The 6,354-nt window shown below is 62.1% G+C and carries 4 protein-coding genes; all 4 read left to right on the top strand.

The window, feature by feature from the left end; genetic code table 11:
• Positions 1-588 precede the first annotated feature (588 nt).
• Genes ACM6IR_RS09010 through ACM6IR_RS08995 form a run of 4 tightly spaced genes read left to right on the top strand, consistent with a single transcriptional unit; the run spans position 589 to position 6,337 of the window.
• Positions 589-1,380, top strand: coding sequence for an enoyl-CoA hydratase/isomerase family protein (locus tag ACM6IR_RS09010; protein ID WP_414907391.1), 792 nt, complete (start codon positions 589-591; stop codon positions 1,378-1,380).
• Positions 1,381-1,431: 51 nt separating this feature from the next.
• Complete coding sequence (locus tag ACM6IR_RS09005) at positions 1,432-2,592, top strand: acyl-CoA dehydrogenase family protein (RefSeq protein ID WP_414907390.1); 1,161 nt, start codon at positions 1,432-1,434, stop codon at positions 2,590-2,592.
• 18 nt (positions 2,593-2,610) lie between these two features.
• The gene (locus ACM6IR_RS09000) at positions 2,611-4,710 is read left to right on the top strand and encodes an acetate--CoA ligase family protein (RefSeq protein ID WP_414907389.1); all 2,100 of its coding nucleotides are present in this window, start codon (positions 2,611-2,613) and stop codon (positions 4,708-4,710) included.
• 10 nt (positions 4,711-4,720) lie between these two features.
• A complete protein-coding gene (locus tag ACM6IR_RS08995) occupies positions 4,721-6,337 on the top strand; it encodes a 5-guanidino-2-oxopentanoate decarboxylase (protein ID WP_414907392.1) in 1,617 nt (538 codons plus the stop codon).
• The last annotated feature ends 17 nt before the right edge of the window (positions 6,338-6,354 follow it).

Genomic DNA, 6,354 nt, shown 5'->3' with positions numbered 1-6,354 from the left:
ATCGAGCCTTGTCCCTCCTCCTCCCTTCAAGTCCTACCATACAAGCGAGCCTGCTCGCGATGGACGTGAACGATAACGCGTGCTGTCTGGAAAAATACGTTGCCTTCGAATTCATCGCGAGCAGGCTCGCTCCTACAGGGGGAATGCGTGCGCTCTGTAGGAGCTGCCGAAGGCTGCGATCTTTTGATCTTGATGTTGCTTTAGCTTTTGATCTGCCGCCCCTTTCCCAGAGGCCGGAGTGAGGGCATGCCGAGCCTCAGCGAGGCACCGAATGGAGGGGCAAAGCCTTTTGGTTCCTTTTTGGCGTTTGAAAAAGGGACTCGCTGTAAAAGCGAAACCGCCAGCAGCCGCTACCAAAGAAACGGATATTCCCAACAACCCCAACCTGTCCCCAGTTGTTCAAAGTTGTAACAGCCGTATCGCCACATCCCCCTAACAAACAAATAAACCATTTAAAACCAATAACTTAGCTTTATTTTTAAGCTGTTACAGCCTTAGAGATCACCGATTGCCGCCTTACTGAACACTCGTTTAGTATGGCCTCAAGTCGCATCACCTCACGCCAAACACAATAATTCGAGGATTCGCATGACTACTCAATCTTCTCTGCTCAGTCAGGTCGAAGCCGGTATTGCCTGGATCACCCTCAATCGCACTGCTCAGCGTAATGCGCTGGACATCCCGACCCTGAAAAACCTTCACACCTTGCTTGACGACTTCAACGCCGATCCCGCCGTTCGGGTCGTGGTGCTGACCGGTAGCGGTCGCAGTTTCTGCGCTGGCGCCGACCTCGCCGAGTGGGCCGAAGCCGAAGCCCGGGGGGCTCTGGAAACCTACGGCTGGACCGAAACCGCCCACGCCTTGATGAGCCGCTTGTACAGCCTGGAAAAACCCACCATCGCTGCAATCAACGGCACCGCCGTTGGCGCCGGGATGGACCTGACGCTGTGCTGCGACTTGCGCATCGCGGGTCAATCGGCGCGGTTCAAGGCCGGTTACACCAGCATGGCGTACTCGCCGGATGCCGGTGCCAGTTGGCATTTGCCACGGCTGATCGGCACCGAGCAGGCCAAGCGTTTGCTGTTTCTCGATGAGTTGTGGGGCGCGGATCGGGCCTTGGCCGCCGGCCTTGTCGGCGAAGTTTGCGCCGATGAGCAACTGCTTGAGGTGACCACCGAACTGGCCACGCGCCTGGCCAACGGCCCGACGTTCGCCTTCGCCCAAACCAAGAAACTCATGCGCGAAAGCGCCGGGCGCAGCCTGCCGGAACAACTGCAAGCCGAACAGGCCGCGGGTCTGCTCTGTGGTCGCAGTGAAGACGGCGCCGAAGCCTTGCGCGCCTCCATTGAAAAACGCCCGGCACAGTTTGTCGGCCAATAAGCCCGCCGTTGCCACGCACCCATAACCCGTGAACGAACAACAGGTAGCACCATGAATTTCCAACTGACCCAAGAACAAGAAATGTTGGTGGACGCGGTACGCAGCTTTGTCGCCAAGGAACTGCTGCCCCATGAGGAAGCGGTCGATCGCGCTGACGAAGTCTCCCCGGAGCTGGCCGCGCAGATTCGCGGCAAGGCGATTGCGGCGGGTTTCTATGCCTTCAACATGCCTGAAGAAGTGGGCGGTGGCGGTCTGGATTACCTGTCCCAGGCGCTGATCGAACGTGAACTGTCCAAGGTATCATGGGCGCTGCATGTGTTCGTCGCGCGGCCGTCGAAAATCCTCATGGCCTGTACCGGGGATCAGATCAACGACTACCTGCTGCCGTGCATTCAGGGCGAGAAGATCGATTGCTTCGCGCTCACCGAACCGGGCGCCGGTTCCGATGCCAACGCGATCAAGACCCGCGCCGTGCGCGAGGGCGACGACTTTGTTCTCAATGGCAGCAAACATTTCATCAGCCATGCCGGGCACGCCGATTTCGCCATTGTCTTCGCGGTCACCGACACCTACGAGCACAACGGCCGCAAGCGCAATGCCGTGACCTCGTTCCTGGTGGATCGCGACACGCCGGGCATGACCATCCGCCGTGGTCCGAAGTGTGTGAGCAATCGCGGTTATCACACTTACGAAATGTTCTTCGACGACTGCCGTGTCCCGGCCTCCAAAGTGCTGGGTGAAGTCGGCAAGGGGTGGGAAGTGGCCAACGCCTGGCTCACCGCCGGGCGCGTCATGGTGGCGGCCAACTGCGTCGGTCAGGCGCAACGCGCGCTCGACGTATCGCTGCAATGGGCGGCGGATCGCAAGCAGTTCGGCCAGCCTATCGGCACGTATCAAGGCATCTCGTTCAAACTCGCGGACATGGTCACGCAGATCCGCGCCGCCGAACTGCTGACCTTGCACACCGCCTGGAAAATGGACCAGGGCAGCATGACCGATGGCGAGGCCGGCATGGCCAAACTGTTCGCCAGTGAAGTGCTCGGTCGGGTGGCCGATGAAGCGGTGCAGATCTTTGGCGGCATGGGCCTGATGGATGAATGCCCGGTGGAGCGCATCTGGCGTAACGCTCGGATCGAGCGCGTCTGGGAAGGCACCTCGGAGATCCAGCGCCACATCATTTCCCGCGAATTGCTGCGGCCGTTGCTGCGCTGATCAGCCTGGAGAATACCTATGTCGCAGACGATTCGTGACAACCTCAAACGCCTGCTCGCGCCGCGCCACTTGGCGTTTGTCGGTGGCCGCAGCATGGCCCGGGCACTCAAGCGCTGCGCCGAGGGCGGATACCTTGGGCAGATGTGGCTGGTCAACCCGCAGCACGACAGCCTCGAAGGCGTGCCGTGTGTGCGCAGCGTCGCCGAGCTGCCGTGCGGCCCGGATGCGGTGTTTATCGCGACCAACCGTGAACTGACCCTGACCTGCGTCGCCGAACTGGCGGCAAAGGACGCGGGCGGGGCGATCTGCTACGCCTCGGGATTTGCCGAGACAGGCGAAGAAGGTCAGGCCTTGCAGCAACAGTTGCTCAAGGCGGCCGGCCACATGGCATTGCTTGGCCCCAATTGCTACGGCGTTCTGGACTATCTGCACAGCTCGGCGCTGTGGCCGGTGGCTCACGGCGGCAAGTCGGTGGAGAAGGGCGTCGCCGTCCTGACCCAGAGCGGCAACTTCGCCTACAACCTGTCCATGAGCGACCGCTCGCTACCGGTGGCTTACATGGCATCGGTCGGCAATCAGGCGCAACTGGGCATCGCCGAATTGATGGACGTGCTGCTCGACGAGCCGCGTGTCACCGCCATCGGCTTGCACCTCGAAGGCCTGAAAAACGTGCCGGGTTTTGCCCGGGCCGCGCACAAGGCGCTGGAGAAAGGCATTCCGATCATCGCCTTGAAAACCGGTGTGTCGCAGATCGGCGCCGAACTGGCCATCAGTCACACCAGTTCGCTGTCTGGCTCCGACGCGTTGTACGACAGTCTGTTTGCGCGCCTTGGGGTGATCCGCGTCAGTGGTCCGGTGAGCTTCGTCGAAACCCTCAAGGCGGCGGCGTGCGGCAAGCTGCCGTCGGGCAACAGCCTGATCGCGCTGGCCTGTTCCGGAGGTGACGCCGGGTTGATTGCCGACTATGCCGAATGCAACGACCTGGGCTTGCCGAAACTCGATGAAGGTCAGCGCAGCGAGCTTGCCCACGTACTGCCGAGCTACGCCAACCTGGTCAATCCGCTGGATTTCACCACGGCGATCTGGGGCGATGGCGAAGCCCTGAACCGCATGCTCGACAGTGCCCTGCGCACCGAAGCCGATGCCGCGATGCTGGTGCTCGATTACCCGTCGGAGTACACCGGCGAACGCAAGGAATGCGACCTGCTGCTGGAGTTGTTCTGCGCCGCGCTGGTGCGCCACGGCAAGACCGGTTTCGTCACTTCGGCCTTTCCTGAACTGCTGCCGGCTCACGCTCGTGAACGTCTGCACGCGCAAGGCGTAGCGGCGCTGCAAGGGGTTGAGGACGGACTGGCGGCCTGGGGCCGAATCGCCGGCTATCAGCGCAATCGTCAGGCGCTGCTGGCGCTGGGCGAGTCGGCGCTGGTGCCGTTGTGTCCGCAGGCACTGGACGGTGAAGGTCGCTTGCTCAACGAGTGGGACTCCAAACTGGCCCTGCGTGCCTTTGGCCTGCCGACGCCTAATGGCGTATTGAGCACTCCAGACAACGCATTGAGTGACGCCAACACGCTGGGTTACCCGCTGGTGCTGAAAGCGGTCAGCACGCAACTGCCGCACAAAACCGAAGCCGGGGCCGTGGCACTGAACCTCAAGGACGCCGCTGCCCTGACCGCAGCACTGGAAAAAATGCGCGCGAGCATTGCCGATTACGCGCCGCAGGTGCCGTTCGATCAGGTGTTGCTGGAGCCCATGGCCACGTCGCCGTTGGCTGAATTGATCGTCGGCATCAAGCGCGAAAACGACTTCGGTCTGGCCTTGGTCATCGGTGCCGGCGGGATTCTGGTGGAGCTGCTCAAGGACAGCCGCAGCCTGTTGCTGCCCACCACCGATGGCGCCATTCACGCTGCGTTGCTGAGCCTGCGCAGTGCGATGTTGTTGCAAGGCTTTCGCGGTCGCGAAGCGGCGGACCTCGACGCGCTGGTGGCGGCGATTCGTGCGGTGGCCGATTACGCCTGTGAGAACGCCGGGCAATTGCTGGAACTCGATGTGAACCCATTATTGGTCGGTGCCCACGGCACGACTGCGGTCGATGCGTTGATTCGTCTCGGCCACGAGTGAGGATATGAACATGCAAACCACGACATTGACCGGCGGCCAGGCACTGGTGCGTCTACTGGCCAACTACGGCGTCGACACCGTGTTCGGGATTCCCGGCGTGCACACGCTGGAGTTGTACCGCGGCCTGCCCGGCAGCGGCATTCGCCATGTCCTGACGCGCCATGAGCAAGGCGCCAGTTTCATGGCCGACGGCTATGCGCGCGTCAGTGGCAAACCGGGCGTGTGCTTCATCATCACCGGGCCTGGCGTGACCAACGCCGCGACCGGCATCGGTCAGGCCTATGCCGACTCGATTCCGATGCTGGTGATTTCCAGCGTCAACCACACCGCCAGCCTCGGCAAAGGCTGGGGCTGCCTGCACGAAACCCAGGATCAGCGTGCCATAACCGCACCGATCACCGCGTTTTCGGCGGTCGCATTGAGCGCCGATGATCTGCCCGAACTGATCGCCCGCGCTTACGCAGTGTTCGACAGCGAGCGTCCGCGCCCAGTGCATATTTCAGTGCCGCTGGATGTGTTGGCAGCGCAAGTCAGCCGTGACTGGAGCAACGACGTGGTGCGTCGTCCGGGGCGCGGTCCGGCATCGAGCCCGGCACTTGAGGCAGCCGTGGCCAAGCTGCAAAGCGCCAGGCGACCGATGATTATTGCCGGCGGTGGCGCATTGAATGCGCAGCAGGCATTGCACGAACTCAGCACCCGGCTGGCCGCGCCGCTGTTCACCAGCGTTGCCGGAAAAGGCTTGTTGGCGCCGGATGCACCGCTCAATGCCGGCTCGACGTTGTGCGTGGAACCGGGCTGGAACCTGATCGCCGAGGCTGACGTGGTGCTGGCAGTCGGCACCGAATTGGCCGACACCGATTTCTGGCGCGAGCGCCTGCCGCTGAAAGCCGAGTTGCTGCGCGTCGACATTGATCCGCGCAAGTTCAATGACTTTTACCCGTGCGCGGTGGCGTTGCATGGCGATGCGCAGCAAACCCTCGCTGCGCTGCTGGAGCGTTTGTCGCCCACTCCACGCGATGCCAGGGCTGCCATCGCTGCCATCGCTGCCGTCGCCGCATTGCGTGAAGCGGTGAAGGCCGGTCACGGTCCGTTGCAGTCGATCCATCAAGCGATTCTGGAACGTATCGAAGCCGAACTGCCGGACAACGCGTTCATCAGCACCGATATGACCCAACTGGCCTACACCGGCAACTACGCCTTCGACAGCCTGGCACCGCGCAGTTGGTTGCACCCGACCGGCTACGGCACCTTGGGGTACGGCTTGCCCGCCGGCATCGGCGCCAAGTTTGGTGCGCCGCAACGGCCAGGGTTGGTGTTGGTAGGCGACGGCGGTTTTCTCTACACCGCGCAGGAACTGGCGACGGCCGTTGAAGAGCTGGACAGCCCGCTGGTGGTGTTGCTCTGGAACAACGATGCGTTGGGGCAGATTCGTGACGACATGCTCGGGCTGGATATCGAGCCGATCGGCGTGTTGCCGCGCAACCCGGACTTCGCCGCGCTTGGCCGCGCGTTCGGTTGCACCGTGAGCCAGCCGCAGAGTCTGGCGGAACTGCAAACCGATTTGCGCCACGGCTTCAAACGCAACGGCGTGACCCTGATCGAGCTCAAGCACGCGTGCGCGCACTGATTTTCATTTTTTTACAG

This window comes from Pseudomonas sp. IT-P253, from assembly GCF_949768125.1.
Lineage (GTDB): Bacteria > Pseudomonadota > Gammaproteobacteria > Pseudomonadales > Pseudomonadaceae > Aquipseudomonas.
This window is presented reverse-complemented; position numbering and strand designations above follow the sequence as displayed.

Bases quoted from the DNA above. Each gene is read 5' to 3' on its own strand.
- ACM6IR_RS09010 (WP_414907391.1), top strand. From the start codon at position 589: ATGACTACTCAATCTTCTCTGCTCAGTCAGGTCGAAGCCGGTATTGCC.
- ACM6IR_RS08995 (WP_414907392.1), top strand. From the start codon at position 4,721: ATGCAAACCACGACATTGACCGGCGGCCAGGCACTGGTGCGTCTACTG.
- ACM6IR_RS09005 (WP_414907390.1), top strand. From the start codon at position 1,432: ATGAATTTCCAACTGACCCAAGAACAAGAAATGTTGGTGGACGCGGTA.
- ACM6IR_RS09000 (WP_414907389.1), top strand. From the start codon at position 2,611: ATGTCGCAGACGATTCGTGACAACCTCAAACGCCTGCTCGCGCCGCGC.